Annotated in this window: 23 protein-coding genes; 8 read left to right on the plus strand and 15 right to left on the minus strand. The window is 68.4% G+C overall.

Going from position 1 to position 23090, the window contains the following annotated elements; genetic code table 11:
* Positions 1–24: 24 nt before the first annotated feature.
* The 6 genes from ruvC to BDO18943_RS05865 all read right to left on the minus strand — a co-directional run bounded on the left by ruvC (position 25) and on the right by BDO18943_RS05865 (position 6364).
* Complete coding sequence (gene ruvC, locus BDO18943_RS05840) at positions 25–567, minus strand: crossover junction endodeoxyribonuclease RuvC (RefSeq protein ID WP_043191203.1); 543 nt, start codon at positions 565–567, stop codon at positions 25–27.
* A gap of 151 nt (positions 568–718) precedes the next feature.
* Positions 719–2284: a bifunctional phosphoribosylaminoimidazolecarboxamide formyltransferase/IMP cyclohydrolase gene (purH, locus tag BDO18943_RS05845; protein ID WP_175021607.1), complete on the minus strand. Its 1566-nt coding sequence runs from the start codon at positions 2282–2284 to the stop codon at positions 719–721.
* Between the two features lie 44 nt (positions 2285–2328).
* Complete coding sequence (locus BDO18943_RS05850) at positions 2329–2562, minus strand: Fis family transcriptional regulator (protein ID WP_006476892.1); 234 nt, start codon at positions 2560–2562, stop codon at positions 2329–2331.
* Positions 2559–3626 (minus strand): tRNA dihydrouridine synthase DusB, encoded by a 1068-nt coding sequence (dusB, locus tag BDO18943_RS05855; RefSeq protein WP_043191197.1) that lies wholly within the window; start codon positions 3624–3626, stop codon positions 2559–2561. The genes BDO18943_RS05850 and dusB overlap by 4 nt, the downstream gene beginning before the upstream one ends.
* Before the next feature lie 124 nt (positions 3627–3750).
* Positions 3751–4938, minus strand: coding sequence for a UbiH/UbiF/VisC/COQ6 family ubiquinone biosynthesis hydroxylase (locus tag BDO18943_RS05860; protein ID WP_175021608.1), 1188 nt, complete (start codon positions 4936–4938; stop codon positions 3751–3753).
* 40 nt (positions 4939–4978) lie between these two features.
* Entirely contained in the window at positions 4979–6364 is a 1386-nt protein-coding gene (locus BDO18943_RS05865; RefSeq protein ID WP_175021610.1) for an aminopeptidase P N-terminal domain-containing protein, read from the minus strand.
* Positions 6365–6549: 185 nt separating this feature from the next.
* On the opposite strand from BDO18943_RS05865, the gene BDO18943_RS05870 reads away from it, so the two are divergent.
* Positions 6550–7161: a glutathione S-transferase family protein gene (locus tag BDO18943_RS05870; RefSeq protein ID WP_175021634.1), complete on the plus strand. Its 612-nt coding sequence runs from the start codon at positions 6550–6552 to the stop codon at positions 7159–7161.
* Between the two features lie 94 nt (positions 7162–7255).
* On the opposite strand, the gene BDO18943_RS05875 is transcribed toward BDO18943_RS05870, so the two are convergent.
* Positions 7256–8875 carry an FMN-binding glutamate synthase family protein gene (locus tag BDO18943_RS05875; RefSeq protein WP_175021611.1) on the minus strand — a complete coding sequence of 540 codons (1620 nt, stop codon included), beginning with the start codon at positions 8873–8875 and terminating at the stop codon, positions 7256–7258.
* Between the two features lie 190 nt (positions 8876–9065).
* On the minus strand, positions 9066–9836 hold the full coding sequence (locus BDO18943_RS05880) for an NAD(P)H-dependent oxidoreductase (RefSeq protein WP_175021612.1): 771 nt from the start codon (positions 9834–9836) through the stop codon (positions 9066–9068).
* A gap of 74 nt (positions 9837–9910) precedes the next feature.
* Between BDO18943_RS05880 and BDO18943_RS05885 the strand changes: the two genes are divergently transcribed.
* On the plus strand, positions 9911–10285 hold the full coding sequence (locus BDO18943_RS05885) for a winged helix-turn-helix transcriptional regulator (RefSeq protein ID WP_175021614.1): 375 nt from the start codon (positions 9911–9913) through the stop codon (positions 10283–10285).
* A 54-nt stretch (positions 10286–10339) separates the two neighbouring features.
* On the opposite strand, the gene mnmA is transcribed toward BDO18943_RS05885, so the two are convergent.
* Positions 10340–11488 carry a tRNA 2-thiouridine(34) synthase MnmA gene (mnmA, locus tag BDO18943_RS05890; protein WP_175021615.1) on the minus strand — a complete coding sequence of 383 codons (1149 nt, stop codon included), beginning with the start codon at positions 11486–11488 and terminating at the stop codon, positions 10340–10342.
* Positions 11485–11994 carry an NUDIX hydrolase gene (locus BDO18943_RS05895; protein ID WP_175021616.1) on the minus strand — a complete coding sequence of 170 codons (510 nt, stop codon included), beginning with the start codon at positions 11992–11994 and terminating at the stop codon, positions 11485–11487. The genes mnmA and BDO18943_RS05895 overlap by 4 nt, the downstream gene beginning before the upstream one ends.
* 276 nt (positions 11995–12270) lie before the next feature.
* Here BDO18943_RS05895 and BDO18943_RS05900 point away from each other — a divergent pair, with 276 nt between their 5' ends.
* From BDO18943_RS05900 to BDO18943_RS05910, 3 genes are read left to right on the plus strand one after another with little or no spacing between them, the layout of a single operon-like run.
* A complete protein-coding gene (locus BDO18943_RS05900) occupies positions 12271–13410 on the plus strand; it encodes a Re/Si-specific NAD(P)(+) transhydrogenase subunit alpha (RefSeq protein ID WP_175021617.1) in 1140 nt (379 codons plus the stop codon).
* A gap of 17 nt (positions 13411–13427) precedes the next feature.
* Positions 13428–13754, plus strand: coding sequence for an NAD(P) transhydrogenase subunit alpha (locus BDO18943_RS05905; protein WP_175021618.1), 327 nt, complete (start codon positions 13428–13430; stop codon positions 13752–13754).
* Complete coding sequence (locus BDO18943_RS05910; protein WP_175021619.1) at positions 13751–15205, plus strand: NAD(P)(+) transhydrogenase (Re/Si-specific) subunit beta; 1455 nt, start codon at positions 13751–13753, stop codon at positions 15203–15205. Before BDO18943_RS05905 ends, BDO18943_RS05910 begins: the two co-directional genes overlap by 4 nt.
* Before the next feature lie 95 nt (positions 15206–15300).
* Here BDO18943_RS05910 and BDO18943_RS05915 read toward each other — a convergent pair whose 3' ends face one another.
* Positions 15301–16221, minus strand: a complete 921-nt coding sequence (locus tag BDO18943_RS05915; protein WP_175021620.1) for a LysR family transcriptional regulator — start codon at positions 16219–16221, stop codon at positions 15301–15303.
* An 80-nt stretch (positions 16222–16301) separates the two neighbouring features.
* Between BDO18943_RS05915 and BDO18943_RS05920 the strand changes: the two genes are divergently transcribed.
* Complete coding sequence (locus BDO18943_RS05920) at positions 16302–17225, plus strand: carbon-nitrogen hydrolase family protein (protein WP_175021621.1); 924 nt, start codon at positions 16302–16304, stop codon at positions 17223–17225.
* Between the two features lie 73 nt (positions 17226–17298).
* Here BDO18943_RS05920 and BDO18943_RS05925 read toward each other — a convergent pair whose 3' ends face one another.
* Together BDO18943_RS05925 and BDO18943_RS05930 are read right to left on the minus strand one after the other, a co-directional pair.
* Entirely contained in the window at positions 17299–17985 is a 687-nt protein-coding gene (locus tag BDO18943_RS05925) for a helix-turn-helix transcriptional regulator (protein WP_175021622.1), read from the minus strand.
* Positions 17986–18058: 73 nt separating this feature from the next.
* A complete protein-coding gene (locus BDO18943_RS05930; RefSeq protein ID WP_043191164.1) occupies positions 18059–18463 on the minus strand; it encodes a VOC family protein in 405 nt (134 codons plus the stop codon).
* Positions 18464–18632: 169 nt separating this feature from the next.
* On the opposite strand from BDO18943_RS05930, the gene BDO18943_RS05935 reads away from it, so the two are divergent.
* Positions 18633–18965: an ArsR/SmtB family transcription factor gene (locus BDO18943_RS05935; RefSeq protein ID WP_043191161.1), complete on the plus strand. Its 333-nt coding sequence runs from the start codon at positions 18633–18635 to the stop codon at positions 18963–18965.
* On the plus strand, positions 18958–19422 hold the full coding sequence (locus BDO18943_RS05940; RefSeq protein ID WP_175021623.1) for an SRPBCC family protein: 465 nt from the start codon (positions 18958–18960) through the stop codon (positions 19420–19422). Before BDO18943_RS05935 ends, BDO18943_RS05940 begins: the two co-directional genes overlap by 8 nt.
* A gap of 100 nt (positions 19423–19522) precedes the next feature.
* Here the strand turns inward: BDO18943_RS05940 and BDO18943_RS05945 are convergent, their stop codons facing one another.
* Together BDO18943_RS05945 and BDO18943_RS05950 are read right to left on the minus strand one after the other, a co-directional pair.
* On the minus strand, positions 19523–20824 hold the full coding sequence (locus tag BDO18943_RS05945) for a THUMP domain-containing class I SAM-dependent RNA methyltransferase (protein ID WP_089449922.1): 1302 nt from the start codon (positions 20822–20824) through the stop codon (positions 19523–19525).
* Between the two features lie 120 nt (positions 20825–20944).
* Positions 20945–23059: a site-specific recombinase gene (locus BDO18943_RS05950; RefSeq protein WP_175021624.1), complete on the minus strand. Its 2115-nt coding sequence runs from the start codon at positions 23057–23059 to the stop codon at positions 20945–20947.
* Positions 23060–23090: the final 31 nt, after the last annotated feature.

Below are 23090 nucleotides of genomic sequence, written 5' to 3' on the forward strand. Positions count from 1 at the left end.
GCCGGGCGATGGCGTGCGCCAGCGTTAGCCGACCAGCCGCCCGCGTCGCACGCGCAGCCCTTTCTTCGCGAGCGCCGGCGCGAGGCCGCCGAGCGTGCTGAGCGTGTTGCCGCCGTGGGCGTGGCAGATCGCCATGCCGAGCGCGTCGGCCGCGTCGGAGCCCGGTTGTCCGGAGAGGTTGAGCAGCCGCGTGACCATTTCCTGCATCTGCGTCTTGGTCGCGCGGCCGTAGCCGACCACGGCCTGCTTCAACTGCAGCGCGGTGTATTCGGCCACCGGCAGGCCGCCCGCGACGAGGCCGCAGATCGCGGCGCCGCGCGCCTGGCCGAGCAGCAGCGTCGACTGCGGGTTCACGTTGACGAACACTTTTTCGATCGCGGACTGGTCGGGGGCGTGCTCGCGCACGATGGTCGAGACGCCCTGGAAGATCGTGCCGAGCCGGGTGGCCAGGTCGGCGGTCGGCGTGCGGATCACGCCGCTCGCGACATAGGCGAGCCGGTGGCCGCTGACGTCGATGACGCCGAAGCCGGTGACGCGCAGGCCGGGGTCGATGCCGAGAATTCGCATGGGTAAGGAGAGAAGCCTGATGCAGCGATACTACAACGAATGGTGCGGTGCGCTGGCCGCACGGTTGCGTACGAGGGCGCCGCGCAATAAAAAACCCGGCGGGTGCGATGCCGCCGGGTTGTCGAGCAGCGGCCGCGCGGGCCGCAGGCGATCAGTGACGGAAGTGGCGCACGCCCGTCAGGATCATCGCGATGTTGTGCTCGTCGGCTGCGGCGATCACTTCGTCATCGCGCATCGAGCCGCCCGGCTGGATCACGCAGGTCGCGCCGGCTGCCACGACGACGTCGAGGCCGTCGCGGAACGGGAAGAACGCATCCGATGCCACGGCCGAGCCGGCCAGCGTCAGGCCAGCGTTCTGCGCCTTGATGCTCGCGATGCGCGCGGAATCGACGCGGCTCATCTGGCCTGCACCGACGCCAAGCGTCATGCCGTTGCCGCAGAACACGATCGCGTTCGACTTCACGTACTTCGCGACACGCCATGCGAACAGCAGGTCGTCCATTTCCTTCGGCGTCGGGTGGCGCTTCGTGACGACACGCAGTTCGTGCGGCTGCACGTTCTTCGAGTCGAGCGACTGCACGAGCAGGCCGCCACCCACGCGCTTCAGGTCGAATGCGTTGTGGCCGTCACCCAGTGCGATTTCGAGCAGGCGCACGTTCTGCTTCGCGGCGAACACTTGCTTCGCGACGTCGGAGAACGACGGGGCGATCAGCACTTCGACGAACTGCTTCGCGACAGCCTGGGCCGCCGTTTCGTCGACTTCGCGGTTGAACGCGATGATGCCGCCGAACGCCGAGGTCGGGTCGGTCTGGAACGCCTTTGCGTACGCGTCGGCCGAATCGTTGCCGACCGCGACGCCGCACGGGTTCGCATGCTTGATGATCACGCAGGCCGGTGCGTCGAACGTCTTCACGCATTCCCACGCCGCGTCCGAATCCGCGATGTTGTTGTACGACAGTTCCTTGCCCTGCAGCTGGCGGTAGTTCGCGAGCGCGCCGGCCGGCGTCGTGAGGTCGCGGTAGAACGCCGCGCTCTGGTGCGGGTTCTCGCCGTAGCGCAGGTCCTGCACCTTGTCGAACGCCATGTTCAGCGTCGCCGGGTACGCGCTGCGCGATGCGTGCTTCAGCTCGTCGGTCAGGCTCGTCAGGTAGTTCGTGATCGCGCCGTCGTATTGCGCGGTGTGCGCGAACACCTTCGTCGCGAGGCGGAAGTTGGTCGGGTAGCCGACCGTGTTGCCGTTCGCCTTCATTTCATCGAGCACGACCGAGTAATCGGCCGGATCGACGACGACCGTCACGTCGCGGTGGTTCTTCGCGGCCGAGCGCAGCATCGTCGGGCCGCCGATGTCGATGTTCTCGATCGCGTCGGCGAGCGTGCAGTCGTCCTTCGCGATCGTCGCGACGAACGGATACAGGTTCACGACCAGCAGGTCGATCGTCGGGATGCCGTGCTGCTCCAGCGCCTGCATGTGCTCGGGCAGGTCGCGGCGGGCCAGGATGCCGCCGTGCACCTTCGGGTGGAGCGTCTTCACGCGCCCATCGAGCATTTCCGGGAAGCCCGTGTAATCGGCCACTTCGGTAACGGGCAGGCCCGCGTCGGCGAGCAGTTTCGCGGTGCCGCCGGTCGACAGCAGCTTGACGCCGAGGTCGGACAGCGACTTCGCGAAGTCGACGATGCCGGTCTTGTCGGAAACGGAAATGAGCGCTTGCTTGATCATGATGGAACCACCAATAGCCAGGGAAACGGGGACGGGACGGCCGCCTACAGCAGGCCGTGCTGCTGCAGCTTCTTGCGCAGCGTATTGCGATTGATGCCGAGGTACTCCGCGGCGAGCGACTGGTTGCCGCCGGCCTGTACGAGCACGACCTCGAGCATCGGCTTTTCGACGCAGGACATCACCATTTCATAGACGTCGTGCGGATTGGAGCCGTCTAGATCCCGGAAATACACGTCCAGGCTCTCGCGGACACATTGTTCGATGTTGTGCTTGCTCATGCTGCTAACTGGTTATGGTCGTCCGACTCGCCCTGGCCGTTTTCCTCTTCGTCATCGACGTAGACGAGGTGGTCCGACAGCGCCTTTTGCGCCTCGAAGAATGCATTGACGGCGGCGAGCTGCTCGCGGGTGGAATCGAGCGTGTTCATCCTGTGCCGGAACCCGTTGGCACCGGAAAGGCCGCGAGTGTACCAGCCGATGTGCTTGCGCGCAGTACGGACGCCCGTGAATTCACCATAGAAAGCGTAGTGGTCTTCCAGGTGTTCGTTCATCACGTGCTGGATCTCGTCGATCCGCGGCGGGGGCAGCAGCTCGCCGGTTTGCAGGAAATGATCGATTTCGCGGAACAGCCACGGCCGACCTTGCGCGGCACGACCGATCATCAGGGCATCGGCACCGGTTGCGTCGAGTACGGCCTTCGCCTTCGCGGGCGACGTGATGTCGCCGTTCGCGACCACCGGAATCCGCACCGCCGCCTTCACGGCCGCGATGGTTTCGTATTCGGCGTCGCCGCGGTACAGGTCGGCGCGCGTGCGGCCGTGCACGGTCAGCATCGAAATGCCGGCGGCTTCGGCCAGGCGCGCGACCGTGATCGCGTTCTTGTGATCGCGATCCCAGCCCGTGCGGATCTTCAGCGTGACGGGCACCGCATCGGGCCCGGTGCCGACCGCCGCGACGACCGCCTCGACGATGCGCTGCACGAGCGGCTCGTTCTGCAGCAGCGCGGAGCCGGCCGCGACGTTGCAGACCTTCTTCGCCGGGCAGCCCATGTTGATGTCGATGATCTGCGCGCCGTTGTCGACGTTGTAGCGGGCCGCTTCGGCCATCATTGCCGGATCGGCGCCGGCGATCTGGACCGCGATCGGCTCGACTTCGCCTTCGTGGTTCGCGCGCCGCATCGTCTTCGCGCTTTTCCACAGCTGCGCGTTGGACGCGACCATCTCGGACACGGCGTAACCGGCCCCCAGCCGCTTGCAGAGCTGGCGGAACGGACGATCCGTCACGCCGGCCATCGGGGCGACGAACAGGTTGTTACGCAATACGTGAGGGCCGATAACAGGCATCGCAATGGCACCGCCCGCGGCGGGCGCGGGCAGGGAAAGGGCAGACGGAAACGCGCATTTTACCGTATTCCCATGTCCCGCCGATTTGACCCGGTTTGAGTGGCGCGACTGTGCGCGCCGCGCGTCAGTTGCGCTGGCCGAACATCATCTGGCGCGCGATCAGCTTCTTGAGCGGCGGCACGAACTCGAGCGCGGTGAGTGCGGCGCCGCGCAGCAGCGGGAGCGGGCCCGAGTCGATCGTGAACAGGCGCGCCAGCGTGTCGGTCGCGCCGATCGTGAAACGCCGGTCGAGTGCGCGGCGCGCATTGAAGGTGGCGAGCGCGGTCGCTTCGAAGCCTTGCGCGGACAGCGTGTCGACGAGCGTATGCGCATCGCGCAGCCCGAGGTTGAGCCCCTGGCCCGCGACGGGGTGCAGGGTTTGCGCGGCATTGCCGACGATCGCGACGCGGCCGCTGACAAGCGTTTGCGCAGCGTTCAGGCCGAGCGGGAACGATGCGCGGCCCGCGATCGCGACGAACTCGCCCATGCGTTCGCCGAACGCGCCGCCGAGTTCGCGCAGGAACGCGTCGTCGGGCAGCGCGGCGCGGCGCGCCGCTTCGTCGGGCGTGCAGCACCAGACGAGCGCGTACTCGGCCTGGCGCGGCCCGCCGAGTGGCAGCAGCGCGAGCGGGCCTTCGTGCGTGAAGCGTTCCCATGCGACGTTCGGGCGCGGTGCCGAGACCGTGACCGTGCCGACGAGCGCGGTCTGCCCGTAGTCGCGGCGATGCTTGGTCGTATCGGCCTGCTGTTCGTGGAACAGCCCGCCTTCGGCATTGATGACGACGCGCGCGCGCAGCGTGCGCTCGCCTTGCGGGCCGTCGAGCGTCAGCGTGACGCCGTCGGCATCCTGCTGCGGTGCGCGCGCGGTGGTCGACGTGAGCCAGTCGACGCGCGTGCCGCGTACGGCGCCCGCGAGTGCCTGCATGAGCGAGCCGTAGCGCACGACATAGCCGAGCGCGGCGACGTCGTGCTCGTCGCGGTCGATCAGCGTGCGGCCGAAATGGCCGCGCTGCGACACGTGGATATGTTCGATCGGCGTCGCGTCGGCGGGCCATGCGAGCGTGTCGAGCAGCACGCGGCTGCCGTGCGACACGGCGATCGCGCGCGGATCGCTCGCGCTCGCGGCCGGTTCGCGCGCATCGATCAGCACGATCGAAGCGTGCTGCGTGGCGCTGCGGCGCGCGAGCCAGCCGGCGAGCGCGAGCCCGACGGGGCCCGCGCCGACGATGGCGAGGTCGTAGTCCGGCGTGGCCGGGGAGGAAGCGGTCGTCATCTTGATTCGTGAAACGGAAGTAACGGTCGGCGGCAGCCGGTCATGCGCCCGCGCGCATCAGCGCTTCGATTTCGTCCGCCGCGACGGGCACGCCGCGCGTGATCAGCTCGCAGCCGTGCTCGCGCACGATGGCGTCGTCCTCGATGCGGATGCCAATGTTCCAGTACTCGGGCGGCACGTCGTCGGCGGCGCGCACGTACAGGCCGGGTTCGACCGTCAGCGTCATGCCGGCCTTCAGCGTGCGCCACGGCAGCGCGCCGTTGCCGTCGCGCTCGGCGAGCCGCTCACGGTAGTCGCCGCAATCGTGCACGTCCATGCCGATCCAGTGGCCGGTGCGGTGCATGTAGAAGCGCGTGTACGCACGCTCGGCGATCACGTCGTCGACGTTCGAGAAGCGCGCTTTCGGGATGATGCCGGTATCGAGCAGCCCCTGCGCGAGCACGCGCACGGCCGCGTCGTGCGGCGCCTCGAAGGGCACGCCGGCGCGCGTCGCATCGATCGCCGCCTGCTGCGCGGCGAGCACGATGTCGTACAGCGTGCGCTGCGCGGGCGAGAAGCGCCCGTTGGCCGGGAACGTGCGCGTGATGTCCGACGCGTAGCCGTCGAGTTCGCACGCGGCGTCGATCAGGATCAGGTCGCCATCTTTCGCGGCTGCGTTGCCGGCCGGGTAGTGCAGCACGCACGCGTTCGCGCCGGCCGCGACGATCGAGCCGTACGCGGGCGACTGCGCACCGTGCTTGCGGAACACGTACAGCAGCTCGGCTTCGAGTTCGTATTCGCGGATGCCGGGCCGGCACGCCTGCATCGCGCGGCGATGTGCGAGCGCGGAGATGTGCGCGGCGCGCATCATGATCGCGAGCTCGTGCTCGTCCTTCACGAGCCGCATGTCGTCGAGCAGCGGCGTGAGGTCGAGCATCGCGTCCGGCGCGGCGACGCCCGTGCGCGCCCGCGCGCGCACCGCGTCGACCCAGCCTGTGAGCTGGCGGTCGAAGTCGGCGGATGCGCCGAACCGGTAGTGCACGGTGCCCGAGTCGGCGAGCAGGCGCGGCATCTCGGTGTCGATCACGTCGACCGCGAATGCCGCGTCGAAGCCGAACGCGTCGCGCGCGGCTTCGGGCCCGTAATGGAAGCCTTCCCAGATCTCGCGATCGGCATTCTTGCCGCGGCAGAACAGGATCGACTCCGGCGTGCCGTGCGGCGCGGCCGCGTTCAGCACGAGCACGGCATCCGGCTCGCTGAAGCCCGTCAGGTAATGGAAGTAGCTGTCGAACCGGTACGGATAGTCCGTATCGCGGTTGCGCGGCACTTCGGGCGCGGTGGGGACGATGGCGACGCCGCCGCCGGCGGCACGCAGTGCGGCAAGCACGCGTTCACGGCGCTGGCGGTAGACGTCGACGGCGATGGCGGTATCGAGGGGCGCGTTCATTCGTGCGATTGTAGCGCCGCGGGACGCCGCGCGTGAAAGAGGGGCGGGAAGCCCGCTGGAAAGCCCGCGTGGCGGTTGTTGCAAACCATCCACAGGCCGGCCGGGCGATTTTCTATCGCGCAACGCTCGCCGGTTATGATCGGCGACAACGTATACTCCCGGCGGTTCCCAAAAAAAGGCAGATGATGAAATTAATCGGTTCGCTCAGCAGCCCGTACGTCCGCAAGGCGCGGATCGTGCTGGCTGAAAAGAAGATCGACTACAAGCTGGAGCTCGAGAACGTGTGGGCGCCGGAGACGGATATTCATGTATCGAATCCGCTCGGCAAGGTCCCGTGCCTCGTGATGGAGGATGGTGCCGCGGTGTTCGATTCCCGCGTGATCTGCGAATACGTCGATACGCTGTCGCCGGTCGGCAAGCTGATTCCGCCGTCGGGCCGCGAGCGCGTCGAGGTGCGCTGCTGGGAAGCGCTGGGCGACGGCGTGATCGACGCGTCGGTCGCGATTCGTATCGAACATACGATGCGCGACGAGGCGCAGCGCAGCGCGAGCTGGATCGCGCGCCAGCAACGCAAGATCGACGACGGTCTCGTCGCGATGTCGCAGGGGCTCGGCGGCAAGACGTGGTGCGTCGGTAATCATTACACGCTCGCCGATATCGCACTCGGCTGCGCGCTCGGCTATCTCGACTTCCGGATGCCGGAGCTCAACTGGCGCGATCGCCACCCGAACCTCGACAAGCACTTCGTGAAGCTGCTGCAACGGCCGTCGTTCGCCGACACGCTGCCGCAGAACTAAGCCGCATACACGCATTCGGCAGACAAAAGAAAAGCGCCCCGCGGGGCGCTTTTCTTTTTGCCGGGCCGCCCCGCGGCGGGGGCGGTCGCCCGCGTCATTCGATCGACGCGTACACGGCCTCGCCGAGCGTGAACGAATCGCTGCGCGCAATCGGCCACCACTTGTCGTACAGCGTAAAGCCGCAGGTGTTGCCGTCGAGCAGCGCGCCGGGCTTCAGGTACTTCAGCAACTGCGACATCAGCCGGACCTCGTGCGGCGCGATGCGCTGCACGATGTGATGCGCGCGCAGCTCCGACGGATGCGCGAGGCCGGCCGCCTGCACGAGTTCCTGCAGCGCGTGCAGCGTATTGCGGTGGAAGTTGTATACGCGGTCGGCCTTGTCCGGCACGACGAGCGCGCGCTGGCGCACCGGGTCCTGCGTCGCGACGCCGGTCGGGCAGCGGCCCGTGTGGCAGGTCTGCGCCTGGATGCAGCCGACCGCGAACATGAAGCCGCGTGCCGAGTTCACCCAGTCCGCACCGATCGCGAGCGTGCGCGCGACGTCGAACGCGGTGATGATCTTGCCGCTCGCGCCGAGCTTCACGCGGTCGCGCACGCCGATCCCGACGAGCGTGTTGTGGACCAGCAGCAGCCCTTCCTGCAGCGGCACGCCGACGTGGTCGGTGAATTCGAGCGGTGCCGCGCCGGTGCCGCCTTCCGCGCCGTCGACGACGATGAAGTCCGGCACGATGCCGGTTTCGAGCATCGCCTTCGCGATCCCGAAGAATTCCCACGGGTGGCCGACGCACAGCTTGAAGCCGGTCGGCTTGCCGCCCGACAGCGTGCGCAGCCGTTCGACGAATTCGAGCAGCCCGCGCGGCGTCGAGAACTCCGAGTGCGTCGCCGGCGAGATGCAGTCCTTGCCCATCGGCACGCCGCGCGTCTCGGCGATCTCGGGCGTGATCTTCGCGGCCGGCAGCACGCCGCCGTGGCCCGGCTTCGCGCCCTGCGACAACTTCACTTCGATCATCTTGACCTGCGGATCGGCGGCCTGCTTCGCGAACTTGTCGGGGTTGAAGGTGCCGTCGTCGTTGCGGCAGCCGAAGTAGCCGGACGCGATTTCCCAGATGATGTCGCCGCCGTTTTCGCGGTGGTACTTCGACAGCGAGCCTTCGCCCGTATCGTGCGCGAAACCGCCTTTTTTAGCGCCGAGGTTCAGCGAGCGGATCGCGTTCGCGGACAGCGAGCCGAAGCTCATCGCCGAGATGTTGAAGATCGAAATGTCGTACGGTTGCGCGCGATTCGCGCCGACGCGGACGCGGAAATCATGGTTCGGCAGCTTGGTCGGCGCGAGCGAATGGCTGATCCATTCGTGCGCGACGGCCCTGACGTTCAGTTCGGTGCCGTACGGGCGATTGTCGGCGACGTTCTTCGCGCGCTGGTAGACGAGGCTGCGCTGTGCACGCGAGAACGGCTTCTCGTCGGTGTCGTCCTCGACGAAGTACTGGCGGATTTCAGGTCGGATGAATTCGAACAGGAAGCGGAAGTGGCCCCAGAGCGGGTAGTTGCGCAGGATGGCGTGGCGGTCCTGCTTCAGGTCGTACAGGCCGAGCGCGACGAGGGCGGCCGGGATCACGAGCCACAGCCACGCGATCGTGTGCCGGGCGGCGAGCGCCGCGACGGCCACGAACAGCAGGACCGCGCACCACATCGCGATATAGCGTCGGGAAAACATGGGGACTCCATCGTAATTGTCTGGATCGCCGTCACGTCGCCAGGATCGCGCGACGGCCGGCAGGTCGGCGCCCGAGGCATCGCGCGGGCCCGGCGGGCATGCTGCCCGTGCCGTACCCGCCGCCGCCGGCGCCCACGATGGTCGAGAGTCTACTACGGGTGTCGTGAAGCCCGCGTTGCCAAGACGGGGCCTAGCTGCCCGCGCCGGTCGGGCGGATGAACGGGCTGTACGCCGGGCTGCCGGGCTTCAGCCTGGCGTCGTCGTCGAAGTCTTCGTCGCGATTGAACGGCACCCGCGGCCACGCATGCCAGTCGCGCAGCCGCGCACGGTAGCCGGCGAAACTGTGCGCGAGGTGCGCGTCCTGCCGCTGAGCGGCGTCGCCCGCGAGGCCGCCGCGGACGTCGTGGATCAGGTGCGGTTCGAGCACGTCGAAGCCGACGTAGCGCAGCGCGTACATGATCGGCCACAGCAGCAGACGGGTGTCGCCTTCGCGGCCGTCGGGCGCGCAGGCGGCGGCCGATGAGCCGGTCGTGACGCTCAGCAGTGCGCGCCGCCCATGCAGCACGCCGCGATCGTGGCGCTGCCGGCTGCTGTAGAGGCCGCCGTAGACGAACACGCGATCCATCCAGCCCTTCAGGATCGCGGGCGCGCCGAACCACCACAGCGGGAACTGCAGGATCAGCGCGTCGGCCTGCCTCAGCAGGCCGACCTGATGCGCGATCTCGGGCGCGAGCGTGCCGCGTTCCCAGTGATGGCGCTGCTCGCGCTGCGTGTCGAAGCGGGCGGTTTCGAGCCGGTCCGCATAATGGCGCGGCGCTTCGCACGGGTCGAACGCGTCGGCGTACAGGTCCACGATCGTCGCGGTATGGCCGCCCGCGCGCCACGCGTCGGCCGCCGCGCCGGCGAGGGTGGCGTTGAACGACTGCGGTTCGGGATGGGCGACGACGATCAGCACATGCATGGCGGGCTCCGGGAGTGTGCGACGATGATGGCCGGCGGCGACGGGGCCGCGCAATCACGCACCCGGAGGTAACCATGGCATTTCCCGGCGACGTCTATGCGGCGGACTGCTCGGCGCGCGACGCGCTGGCGCTGATCGCCGGCAAGTGGTCGCTGCTGATCCTGCCCGCGCTGGCCGAGCGGCCGCTGCGCAACGGCGAGCTGCTGCGGCGTATCGGCGGGATTTCCCAGAAGGTGCTGACGCAGACGCTGCGCGAGCTGGAGCGCAACGGGCTGATCGAACGCATCGTGGTGGCTGCGCGGCGCGCACACGTCGAATACCGGTTGACGGCGGTGGCGGGGTCGCTCGTGGAGACGCTCGTGGCGCTCGACCGCTGGGCCGAGCGCCATTTTCCCGAGCTGGACGCGGCGCGTGAGCGCTACGACGCGTCGGTGCGGAACATGCGGTGAGCGGCGCGGCCGCTTCCGGCCGGCGGCCGCTTGCGCGGCGCCAGCGGCGGCGCGTCAACGGGCGAGCGCGAGGGCGGGCGCGTCGTTTGCCTGCGTGTTGCCGGACAGCGCGGATTCGATGATCCCGCCGCCGAGGCAGATTTCACCGTCGTACAGCACGGCCGACTGGCCGGGCGTGACGGCCCACTGCGCGTCGTCGAACGCGAGTGAGAAGCGCGCTTCGCCTGCCGGGCCGGGCGTGGCGGCGCCGAATGCGCACGCCGCGTCGGCCTGCCGGTAGCGCGTCTTCGCGCCGCACGCGAAGCCGTCGGCCGGCGGCTCGCCGGCGACCCAGCTCACGTTGCCGGCGACGAGCTGGTGCGCCAGCAGCCACGGATGATCGTGCCCCTGCACGACGTACAGCGTGTTCGACGCGATGTCCTTCGCGGCGACGAACCACGGGTCGCCGTTGCCGGTCTTGCTGCCGCCGAGGCCGATGCCCTTGCGCTGGCCGAACGTGTAGAACGCGAGGCCGATGTGCTCGCCGACGACCTTGCCGTCCGGCGTCTTCATCGGGCCGGGTTTCGTCGGCAGATAGCGGTTCAGGAAATCGCGGAACGGCCGTTCGCCGATGAAGCAGATGCCGGTCGAATCCTTCTTCTTCGCGTTCGGCAGCCCGATCTGAGCGGCGATCTCGCGCACCTTCGTCTTCGGGATCTCGCCGAGCGGGAACATCGTCTTCGACAGTTGCGCCTGGTTCAGCCGGTGCAGGAAGTACGACTGGTCTTTCGTATGATCGAAAGCCTTCAGCAGTTCGAACCGCCCGTCGCGCTCGCGCACGCGCGCATAGTGGCCGGTCGCGATCATTTCCGCGTCGAGCGACATCGCGTGATCGAGGAACGCCTTGAACTTGATCTCGGCATTGCACAGCACGTCGGGGTTCGGCGTGCGGCCGGCCGAGTATTCGCGCAGGAACTCGGCGAACACGCGGTCCTTGTATTCGGCCGCGAAGTTGACCGCTTCCACGTCGATGCCGATCAGGTCGGCCACCGACACGACGTCGATCCAGTCCTGGCGCGTCGAGCAGTATTCGCCGTCGTCGTCGTCTTCCCAGTTCTTCATGAACAGGCCGACTACGTCGTAACCCTGTTCCTTCAGCAGCCACGCGGTCACCGACGAATCGACGCCGCCCGACATGCCCACTACTACACGGCGCTTGCTCATTTGTTGACCGCCTGACGTTCGAATGCTTCGGGGCGCGGCGCGACCGAATGCGTGTGCACGAAATCGAGCGGAATGCGCCGCCCGGCGAGGTAATCGTCGATGCAGCGCATCACCGCGGGCGAGCGATGGCGCTCGCTGCACGCGCGCAGTTCGTCGGCGGTCATCCACAGCGTGCGGACGATGCCGTCGTCGAGCGAATGGCCCGCGATCGGCTCGCCGGCCGCGCCGCAGAACGTGAAGCGCAGATAGGTTGCGCCGGCGGTGCCGGGACGGTCGTAGTGCGCGAGATAGACGCCGACGAGCGCGTCGGGCGTGAACGGGTGCGCGGTTTCCTCGAGCGTCTCTCGGATCACGGCGTCGGCCAGCGTTTCGCCGGCTTCGAGATGGCCTGCCGGCTGGTTGATGCGCAGGCCCGACGAGGTTTCTTCCTCGATCATGAGAAAACGGCCGGCGTGCTCGACGAGCGCCGCGACCGTCACATGCGGGGTCCAGATTTCGGGTTTCATGGTTCGGCATTTTACCGGTTGCGCCCGAACGCTGCCGGTCGCTGCGCTAAACGAATCCGACCCTGGCAATTCGTCTGTCCAGCCGATACGCGGCGACGCCGGCCCGGGCTGGCGCGGCCCCTCGCACGATCGTGGAGCCTGCTGGTACGGCCATCGCTTTCGCCTAAAGTGAAGAGTGAGTGTCGTCGCTCGTGAGCCGGTCGTCAGCCTGCCCGGCTCGTTGTGCAGTAAAAATCGCAACAAACGAAATACTGACAATGACTGGAGGGACCGGCGATGCATATTGGCGTGCCTGCCGAAACGCGGGCGAACGAGGCGCGTGTGGCTGCGACACCGGAAACCGTGAAGAAATACGCGGCGGCCGGGCATCGGGTCAGTCTCGCGAAAGGGGCCGGCATTGCCGCGAGTTATCCCGACGCAGCCTATGCGGCCGCCGGTGCCGAACTGACCGGCCAGTCGGCTGCTTTCGATGTCGACATCGTGCTGAAGGTCCAGGCGCCCACCGACGCCGAACTGCCGCTGCTCAAGCGCGGCGCCGTGCTGGTCGGCATGCTCGAGCCGTTCAACGGCGAGCAGGCGGCGAAGCTCGCCGCGGCCGGCGTGACGGGCTTCGCGCTCGAAGCCGCGCCGCGCACGACGCGTGCGCAGAGTCTCGACGTGCTGTCGTCGCAGGCGAACATCGCGGGCTACAAGGCCGTGCTGGTGGCCGCGGCGTTGTATCCGCGCTTCTTTCCGATGCTGATGACGGCTGCGGGCACCGTGAAGGCCGCGCGTGTGCTGATCCTCGGCGCGGGCGTCGCGGGCCTGCAGGCGATTGCGACCGCGAAGCGCCTCGGCGCGGTGATCGAGGCGTCCGACGTGCGGCCGGCCGTGAAGGAGCAGATCGAGTCGCTCGGCGCGAAATTCCTCGACGTCCCGTACGAAACCGACGAAGAGCGCGACGCGGCGCAGGGCGTGGGCGGCTACGCGCGTCCGATGCCGCCGTCGTGGCTCGGCCGCCAGGCCGCGCTCGTGCACGAGCGCGCGAAGCAGGCCGACATCGTGATCACTACCGCGTTGATTCCCGGGCGCCCGGCACCGACGTTGATCTCGGTCGAAACCGTGCAGTCGATGAAGCCGGGCTCGGTGCTCGTCGATCTCGCGGCCGGCCGTGGCCCGGAATTCGACGGGCGCAAGAGCGGCAATTGCCCGCTGACGGTCGCCGACCAGGTGATCGTGCACGACGGCGTGACGATCGCCGGCTACACGAATCTCGCGTCGATGCTCGCAGCGGACGCGTCGGCGCTGTATGCGCGCAACCTGCTCGACTTCATGAAGCTGATCGTCACGAAGGAAGGCACGCTCAACATCGACCTGACCGACGACATCGTCGCCGCGACGCTGTTGTGCCGCGATGGCGAAGTCGCGCGCAAGTAACCGGGGAGGAGGCGACCATGGAAGTCATCAATCACACGGTGATCAACGTGATCATCTTCGTGCTGGCGGTGTACGTCGGCTACCACGTGGTGTGGAACGTCACGCCGGCGCTGCATACGCCGCTGATGGCCGTGACCAATGCGATCTCGGCGATCGTGATCGTCGGCGCGATGCTGGCGGCGGCGCTCACCGTCGGCACGACCGGCAAGGTGTTCGGCACGCTCGCGGTCGCGCTCGCGGCCGTCAACGTGTTCGGCGGCTTCCTCGTGACGCGGCGCATGCTCGAGATGTTCCGCAAGAAGGCGCCGAAGCAGGCCGAGGGCGGCAAGGAGGGCGCGCGATGAGCATGAACGTCGTCACGCTGCTGTACCTCGTCGCGTCGGTGTGCTTCATCCAGGCGCTGAAGGGCCTGTCGAACCCGAAGAGCGCGCGGCGCGGCAACCTGTTCGGGATGGCCGGGATGGCCATCGCGATCCTCACGACGATCGCGCTGATCGTCAAGCAGGCCGCGTGGCTCGGCGCGAACCTGCCGCTCGGCATCGCGCTGGTGCTCGGCGCGCTGATCGTCGGCGGCGGCGTGGGGGCGTTCGTCGCCGCGCGCGTCGAGATGACGAAGATGCCGGAACTCGTCGCGGCGATGCACTCGCTGATCGGGCTTGCGGCCGTGTGCATTGCGTACGCGGTGGTGTCGGAGCCGGAAGCGTTCGGGCTCGTGCCGCAGGATGCGGTGTCGTCGAACTTCATCCCGTACGGCAATCGCGTCGAGCTGTTCATCGGCACGTTCGTCGGCGCGATCACGTTCTCCGGTTCGGTGATCGCGTTCGGCAAGCTGTCGGGCAAGTACACGTTCCGGCTGTTCCAGGGGGCGCCGGTCGTGTATGCGGGCCAGCACCTGCTCAACCTGATGCTCGCGCTCGCGATGCTCGGCTTCGGCATCCTGTTCTTCATCACGCAGTCGTGGCTGCCGTTCATCATCATGACGGCGATCGCGTTCGCGCTTGGCGTGCTGATCATCATCCCGATCGGCGGCGCGGACATGCCGGTGGTCGTGTCGATGCTGAACTCCTACTCCGGATGGGCGGCGGCCGGCATCGGCTTCTCGCTGAACAACGCGATGCTGATCATCGCCGGGTCGCTCGTGGGCTCGTCGGGCGCGATCCTGTCGTACATCATGTGCCAAGCGATGAACCGCTCGTTCTTCAACGTGATCCTGGGCGGTTTCGGCGGCGAGGCAGCGGCCGGTGGTGCCGCGGGTGCGAAAGAACAGCGGCCGGTGAAGTCGGGCTCGGCCGAAGACGCATCGTTCATGCTCGGCAACGCGGAAACGGTCGTGATCGTGCCGGGCTACGGGCTGGCCGTGGCCCGTGCGCAGCACGCGCTGAAGGAGCTGACCGACAAGCTGGTCGAGAAGGGCATCGACGTGAAGTACGCGATCCATCCGGTCGCGGGGCGGATGCCGGGGCACATGAACGTGCTGCTCGCGGAAGCGGAGGTGCCGTACGAGATCGTGCACGAGATGGACGACATCAACGGCGAATTCGGCCAGGTCGACGTCGTGCTCGTGCTCGGCGCGAACGACGTGGTGAACCCGGCCGCGAAGAACGATCCGCAATCGCCGATCGCGGGGATGCCGATCATCGAGGCGTACAAGGCGCGCACGGTGATCGTCAACAAGCGCTCGATGGCGGCCGGCTACGCGGGCCTCGACAACGACCTGTTCTACATGGACAAGACGATGATGGTGTTCGGCGATGCGAAGAAGGTCATCGAGGACATGGTGAAGGCGGTCGACTAGCGCACGCGCCGGCAACGCGGCTGCCTGCTTCGATTCACGGGCAGCGTGACCGGACATTGGACAGGCCCGACCGGTGCAAGCCGGCCGTGCCTTGTTCATGGCGCGACGAGGTTCGCGACGCACGCGGCGATCGTGTCGCGCACGCGCACGATCGCCGGGTCGCGCTGCGTGCTCGTGCGCCAGCCGATTTCCACCGGGTAGTGCGGCAAGTCGACCGGGCATGCGAGCGCGCGCAGCGGTGTCGATTGCGCGATCGCGCGCGCCGCGTGCGCGGGAATCGTCGCGACTGCGTCGGAGCCGGCGAGCAGGTACGGCAGCGCGGCGAAATGCGTGGTCGACGCCGCGACGCGCCGCTTGTGGCCGAGCGTGGCCAGCGCCTCGTCGACGATCCCGATCACGCCGCCCGACGACACGAGCAGGTGATCGCGCCGCAGGAAATCGGCGAGCGTCAGCGTGCGCGGCGGCCGCTCGCGGGCGGCCGGGTCGATCAGGCACGCATAGCCGCCCGTCGCGACCGCGCGTCGGCTGAGCCCGTTCGCAGAGAAGCCGCCCGACGCGATCGCGAGGTCGACGCCGTGACGCAGCAGCGCGTCGCCGGCGATGCCGCTGTGCGTCTGCCGGAAGATCAGCCGGATGCCGGCAGCTTCCCGCGCGACGGCGTCGATCAGTGCGCGGCCGAGCGCGATCTCGAAGTCGTCCGACAGCCCGATCGAGATCGTGCGGCCGACGCGGTCGCCGCCGTCGGCCGCGATCGCGAGGCTTTCGCGGCAGCGGTCGAGCGCGTCGGACAGGATCGGCTTCAGTTCGTCCGCGCGCGGCGTCGGCGCGAGGCCGCGGCCGGTGCGCGCGAACAGCGGATCGGCATAGATCACGCGCAGCCGCGCCAGCGCCGCGCTCACCGCCGACTGCGTGAGGCCGAGCCGCAGCGCCGCGCGGCTCGCGCCGCCTTCCTCGTACAGCGCCTCGAACACTTTCAGCAGGTTCAGGTCGAGGCTGGCGATATCATCCGCATTCATGACACTTATCGTTCTATCGATTTGATCGATGACATCATATCGATAAAGATGGCGTTACCCCATTCACCGGAGACGCCTTCATGTCCACGTCAGTCATCGCCGCGCTGCAGATCGGCGCATCGCCCGCCGGCATGCGCGCCACGCTCGATACGATCCTCGGCTACGAAACTGCGATCCGCGACAGTGGCGCGTCGCTCGTCGTACTGCCCGAGGCCGTACTCGGCGGCTATCCGAAAGGCGAGATCTTCGGCACGCGGCTCGGTTACCGGCTGCCCGAAGGCCGCGACGCGTATGCGCGCTATGCCGCGCAGGCGATCGACGTGCCGGGGCCTGAAACCGACGAGCTGGCCGCGCTGTCGCAGCGCACCGGTGCGAGCCTCGTGGTCGGCGTGATCGAGCGCGGCGGCAGCACGCTGTACTGCACGGCGCTGTTCTTCGACCCGCGCGACGGGCTCGTCGCGAAGCACCGCAAGCTGATGCCGACCGGCACCGAACGGCTGATCTGGGGGCAGGGCGACGGCTCGACCTTGCCCGTCGTCGAGACGGCCGCGGGCCGCGCGGGCGCCGCGATCTGCTGGGAGAACCACATGCCGCTCCTGCGCTGCGCGATGTACGCGAAGGGTGTGCAGATCTGGTGCGCACCGACCGTCGACGAGCGCGATGTCTGGCAGAGCTCGATGCGGCATATCGCGCACGAAGGGCGCTGCTTCGTCGTCAGCGCTTGCCAGGTGCAGCCGTCGCCGCGCGCGCTCGGGATCGACGTGCCGGGCTGGGATCCGGAGCGGCCGCTGATCCGCGGCGGCAGCGTGATCGTCGGGCCGCTCGGCGACTTGCTGACGGAGCCGCTGATCGGCGAAGCCGGGCTCCTGACCGCGCGCATCGATACCGACGAACTCGTGCGGGCGCGCTACGACTTCGACGTGGTCGGGCATTACGCGCGGCCCGACGTGTTCTCGCTGCACGTCGACGAGCGGCCGAAGCGGACGGTGGTATTCGGCGGGTAGGGAACGGAGGTTGGCCGGGCAACGCGTGGCGGCGCGGAACATGAACGGCGGCGGCGCCCGCCGTCGTGCCGCGTCAGCGCATTGGCGCTTCCGCGATCCGCATGTAGTCGGCGATCCGCCGCCCTTCCATGTCCGGAAACTGCTCGTGCACGGTGATGTCGCCCATCCGCGCGATGTCGAAGGTGCGGAAATCGTCGCGCAGCTCGCACCACGCGCCGATCGTCCAGCGCCCGCCCCAGTAGACGAGCCCGAGCGGCCACACGCGGCGTTGCGAATGCGCGCCGAGCCGGTCGCGGTAGCCGAAGCTGACGACATGGCGCGTGTCGATGGCCTGGTGGATCGCGTCGACCTTCGCGCAAAACGTCTCGTCGATGTGGAACGACGGCGCGAACACGGGCAGGCGGTCGAGCGTCGTGCGCTTGTCGGCCGGCATCGCCGACGCGATCTTCGCGAGCGCCGAGCGCGCGCCGCTCGCGAAGCGCGCACCGCCCCAGGTTTCGAGCATGCGTGCGGCGGTGGCGAGCGCCGCGAGTTCCTCGGCCGTGAACGTGAGCGGCGGCAGGCTCGCGTTGCGGTTCAGCCGGTAGCCGATGCCGGCTTCGCCTTCGATCGGCACCCCTGACAGTTGCAGGTCGCGCACGTCGCGATAGACCGTGCGCGGCGACACCGACAGCCAGTCGGCCAGCTGCTGCGCGGTCGTGAGACGACGCCCGCGCAGCAGCTCGGCGATCTGGAACAGGCGGTCGGCACGGCGCGTCATGACGGCACCTCGACTCCAACGGCGGTGGGGACTTCGCGATGATAGCGCCGCGCGAGCCCGACGGCCGGTGCGCTCAGTGGCATTTCGGCGCGTGCAGGCCGACGCGGTTGCCTTCCGTGTCGATAAGGTAGCCGACGTAGCCGTAGTTGTTCGGCAGCTCGACGACCGAGCCCTGCACGACGCCGCCCGCGCGCTTCGCGCGTTCGAGCGCCGCGACGACCGATTCGCCGGCGTTCAGGTAGACGAGTACGCCGTTCGCGCTCGGCTTCATCTGCTGCGGATCGAACACGATGCTGCCGCCCGTGCTCGATGCCTCGTGATCGAACGTGGCCATCGGCACGCCGCCGATGACTTCGCGCTGCAGCGTCGTTTGCAGCACGGTTTCGTAAAAGCGGATCGCCCGGTCGAAATCGAGGGACGGAATGTCGAACCATGCGATCGCGCGCTCCAGGGTGGCGGTGGCAGTTGCGGACGTCATGACGTGCTCCTTGTTGCGTGGTTGTTCGGGTTCGGTGTGGAAACCGGCGATGCATTGCGCCGGGATTGCAGTGTGATCGCGCCCTGCTGACACCGTCTTGTCAGTAGAGTTGTCACCCTTGACATGCAACTGTTTGGTTGCATAATAAGCGCATTGACCCGGGAGCGGCATGGATCTCGTTTTCAAGGCGCTGGCCGATGCCACGCGCCGCCAGTTGCTCGACCTGCTGCATGCGAAAAACGGACAGACCCTGTCCGAGCTATGCGACGGGCTCGCGATGAGCCGGCAGGCCGTGAGCAAGCATCTCGCGCTGCTCGAGGCCGCGAATCTCGTCGCGACCACGTGGCGCGGCAGGGAGAAGCTGCATTACCTGAATCCGGTGCCGATCCACGACATCGCGGAACGCTGGATCGGCAAGTTCGAGCGTCAGCGCCTGCAGGCGCTGGCGGATCTCAAGCGCGGGCTGGAAGCGGCCGGCGATTCTGGAGGCAACGATGAGTAATCCCGCCTTTGTGTACGTGACGTTCATTGCGTCGACGCCCGAGCGCGTGTTCGATGCGCTGACCAACGCCGAGCTGACGAAGGACTACTGGGTGCGGCACCGCAACGCATCGCCCGACTGGCGGCCGGGTTCGCGCTGGGAACATCAGGACTACGACGATCCGTCGCGGGTCGACATCGTCGGCGAAGTGGTCGAGAACGATCCGCCGCGCCGGCTGGTCGTCACGTGGCGCGCGCCGTCGGGGGAGAGCGGGGAATCGCGCGTGACCTACGTCGTCGAGCCGCACGAGGGCGTCGTGAAGCTGACCGTCACGCACGACGGGCTGGTGCCAGGCTCGGAGATGGATCGCGGGATTCGCGGCGGATGGCCGGTCGTGCTGTCGAGCCTCAAGACGCTGCTCGAGACGGGGCAGGCGCTGCCGTTCACGACGGGGCGCTGGGAGCATTCGAAGCACTGAAACGAAACGCCGCCGTTGCCGCGGGTGCGGTAACGGCGGCGTTCCGGGTGTCGCAGCGGGGCCGCACCGGCGGCCCCGCTGCGATCATGATGCAGACAGGTTACGCGTCGCCTTCCGGCGTGGCCGGGCGCGCCTTCACGCTGCCGGCGATCAGGTCGAAGCGGAACAGCCGGCATTCGAGCGCGCCGTTGAACAGCGGCGTCTTCGCCGATTCGCGCAGCCGCAGCTGGCCCGGCAGCGAACGGTCGGACGTCAGCAGGAACGCCTGCCAGCCCGTGAAGCGTTGCTTCAGCGCATCACCGAGCGCGTTGAAGAACTCGCTGTCCGGCGCATCGGTGTGGGTGCGGCGGAATGCGTCGTCGTTGCCGCGATTGCGGCCCGTCTCGCGTACCTCGCCGCGCGCGCTGCGGCCACGCACCTCGATCCGCTCGCCGTACGGCGGGTTCGCGAGGATGATGCCCGGGCCGTCGCACGGCGGCGTCATCCCGCGCGCGTCGACCTGCTTGAGCCATACCGACGGCACGCCCGCGCGCTCGAGGTTCGCGCGCGCCTTCTCGAGCATGTCGCCGGAGATGTCGCTGCCGTACACGCCAAGCGCTTCGCTGCGTTTGCCGCGCGCCGCGCGCTTCGCGTCCAGTGCCGGGACCTTCAGCCCCTGCCACGCGGTGATGTCGTACTGCTTGAGTTTCTCGAAGCCGAACCGGCGCTCGACGCCGGGCGCCACGCCGAGTGCGATCTGCGCGGCTTCCGCGAGGAACGTGCCGCTGCCGCACATCGGGTCGTACAGCGCCGTGCCGGGCGTCCAGCCCGTCAGGCGCAGGATGCCGGCCGCGAGGTTCTCGCGCAGCGGCGCCGCACCTTTGTCGAGACGCCAGCCGCGCTTGAACAGCGGTTCGCCCGACGTGTCGAGGTACAGCGTGCACTCGCCCGCCGTCAGGAAGGCAAACACGCGCACGTCCGGCGCACCCGTGTCGATGCTCGGGCGCGCGCCGGTCTTGTCGCGCATCCGGTCGCAGATCGCGTCCTTCACGCGCAACGTCGCGAATTCGAGGCTCTTCAGCGGCGACTTGATCGCCGTGATGTCGACGCGCAGCGTCTGCGTCGCCGCGAACCAGCGCTCCCACGGCTGCTCGAGCGCGAGCGCGTAGACGTCCTGCTCGTTGCGGTATGCGCGGTGCGCAATCTTCAGCAGAACCCGGCTCGCGATCCGCGAATGGAGGTTCGCGGCCATGCCGGCGGCCCAGCCGCCGCTGAAGTGGACGCCGCCCGGCACCTGCGCGCCCGCGGTGAACGGCGCGCCGTTCAGATGGCGGCCGGCGATTTCGGCCAGCTCGGCGGCGAGCGCCGCTTCGAGGCCGCGCGGGCAGGGGGCGAAGAATTCGTACAGGGTGGGCGAGGACATAAGGCGGGTGAGGACGTGCAAAAGTCCACTATTGTACGCGGCGCGGGCCCGGCGCCGCGCGAGCGCGCCCGGAGGCCGGTGCGGCGGTGCCCGGGCGGGCACCGCCATCGCGTCGCGGGCTCAGTGCGAGTCCGGCTGGCCGGCGCGGGCGGCCGGGCTGTTGCCCGGCCAGAACAGCGCGAGCGGGTTCGACAGTACCGTGCGGACGATCGCGGCGACGAGCGCGCGCACCTTGGTTCGGCGCAGGCTGCGCGAGCGCACGGCCATCGTGAACGCGAGCGCGAAGCTCACGAGCACGTTGAGGATCGCCATGCTGAGCACGCCGGCGCCGGCCCACCACAGCTCGGGCGTGCCGAGCGCGTCCTTGCCCAGCACGCCGAGCGCGATCCCGATCGAACCGGCCGACAGCGTCACGTGCCGTACCTCGAACGGGAACATGAATACGGTGACGATCGCCGGAATCAGGCCGAGCATCAGGCCGAGGCCGACGTTCGCGACCACGCCGGCCACGTTCGACCGGCAGAAGTGCGCGAGCTTCGCCGCGCCGGCCGCGCCGAGCGTGATGCGCAGCCGGCGGTTGTACGTGAGCGCGTCGCCGACCCGGTGCAGCACGAACCAGTTGTCGGCCCAGCCCGCGAGCAGGCTCGACGCCCACAGCAGCACGCCCGTCAGCGCCGCGTAGAGCGGCGTCGGGCCGAGCAGCGAGAACGAGCGCAGCGTCGCATGGGCTTTTTCCGGCGAGATCAGGTTCGCGTGCAGCAGGTTGCCCGCGAACAGCTGCACCAGCAGGCACACGGGCAGCACGACGAGCACGTTGCCGGAAATCGCGGCGGCCTGCGTGCGGATCAGCGCGATCACCGACGCCACGAACGCCTTCACGCCTTCCTCGTGGCCGGTGTCGTCGAGCTCGCGCGCGAGCGTCGGCGCGGTCATCGCGGGCTGCTTGGTCGCGAGCGTGAAGTGCAGGAAGTGCATCAGCATGAAGCTGGCCGCGTAGTTGACGCCCGCGAGCAGCCCTTCGAGCATCGACTGCAGGTGTGCGCCCGTGATCGCGAACTTCACGCACACGGTCACGACGGTGACGAGACCGCCGCCCGCGGCCATCCGCAGCATCTTCAGGTACTCGGCGCGGCCGCGCGAGATGTAGTGCTCGCCGGTGTCCGCGTTGGTCTCGACGAGCTTGCGCGCGAACAGCGAGAAGTTGCTGCGCACGAGGTGCGACACGCTCTGGCTGTTGTGGTTCGCGTCGATGAGCTCGGCCGTCAGGTGCGCCATCCCGTGCAGGTCGTCGCGCGCCATCCACGCGTTGAGCAGCATCTCGGCGCGCAGGATGCGCATGCGCATCCGCTCGACCTGGAACACGATGTCGACCGACACGCCGTTGCGGTACAGGTGCGAGAACACCTCGTCGACGGCGATCCGGCATTCGTCGAGCAGCACGCGCAGGTAGTTCACCTCGTGCAGCAGCTTGCTCGGGTCGCCGCCGTCCTCGACGGCCGCGTGCGCGGTCTCGACCGCGAGCATCGCGCGCGTGAGGCGGTAGAACGGCTGCGTTTCGAGCGGCTTGCGCGCATCGTCGTCGGAGAGCCGGCTGCGCACCGTCTGCGACAGGCCTGTCGAACTGATCTGACAGGTGAGGTTGTGCAGCGCGGCCAGCAGGTCGCGCGAGAACGAACCCGGCTCGTGGCGCTCCTCGTCGGTGATGTCGAACGAGATCAGTTCGGCGAGGCGGGCGAGCAGATCGTCGGGCAGCGCGTCGATCCATTGCGCGTCTTCCGGCGTCGGGAACATCAGCGTGAACAGCGCCGACAGCTCGCGGCGGTTCGGCGCGGGCGGGATCAGCGACGAGTCGATCCGCTCGAACAGCGCGCCGAAGAAGCCCGAGTGCACGGGCATGCCGGCGTCGCACAGGAGCGAGATGCCGTCGCACTCGCGCAGGATGCCGCGCAGGATGCGCGCGGCGTGCGTTTTCCACGCGGGATTGCGATCGAGCACGTGGAACAGGTAGCGCAGCCGCGCATGGGCCGGATACGCGCGCGCATCGGCGGCGCGATCGGCCGGCGCGTCCTGCATCGTGCCGATGCGGCGCAGCCAGTGCGCGAGCTCGATCAGCCATTCGCTGCGCTCGGCGTACGACGCATCGGCGTCGGCGTGCGCGAGCAGCGCATCGAGCTGGTGACCGGCATTGCGCGACGCGCGCCACTTCTTGATCAGGGTCGTCAGGGAACGAAACATAAACGGAATAGCGAAAGCCCTCGGCGGGCGG

This window comes from Burkholderia aenigmatica (assembly GCF_902499175.1).
Lineage (GTDB): Bacteria > Pseudomonadota > Gammaproteobacteria > Burkholderiales > Burkholderiaceae > Burkholderia > Burkholderia aenigmatica.